This is a genomic window from Comamonas testosteroni, from assembly GCF_000761245.1.
GTDB lineage: Bacteria > Pseudomonadota > Gammaproteobacteria > Burkholderiales > Burkholderiaceae_C > Comamonas > Comamonas testosteroni_C.
This window is the reverse complement of record NZ_AWOR01000038.1, coordinates 1-331: the sequence shown is the minus strand read 5'-3', so window position 1 is coordinate 331 and position 331 is coordinate 1. Positions and strand designations below refer to the sequence as shown.

1 protein-coding gene is annotated in these 331 nt (G+C 60.7%); it reads left to right on the top strand.

The genetic code is table 11. The annotated features are described in order from the left end of the window. A partial coding sequence (locus P353_RS08455) for a DUF6708 domain-containing protein (protein ID WP_034367945.1) occupies nucleotides 1-331 on the top strand: 331 nt, incomplete at both ends.

Below are 331 nucleotides of genomic sequence, written 5' to 3'. Positions count from 1 at the left end.
ACGGCCTCAGACCCTTCAGCCGCACCGCCTGGGGCGTTCGGGCCGAAGTCTATGACTGGGATAACCTGCGTGCCGAAGCCTGCAGCGTGTACGGCCCCATGGGCAGTGGCGGCCTCATCGAAACCGTCACCCTTGCCGTGGTGAAACCTGGCACCCACCAGGTAATAGATCGTTTTCATTTCGCCCACGAAATTCAACAAGGCGAAATGTACTGGGCCATGGCCCAACTGTTCATGCAACAAGGCCCGCAAGCCCTGCCCGCTTTTCCCCGCCCACCTCGTGACTGGAACAACGAAGACGTGAGCTTCAATCTCGCGCGTCGCTTGGCCCC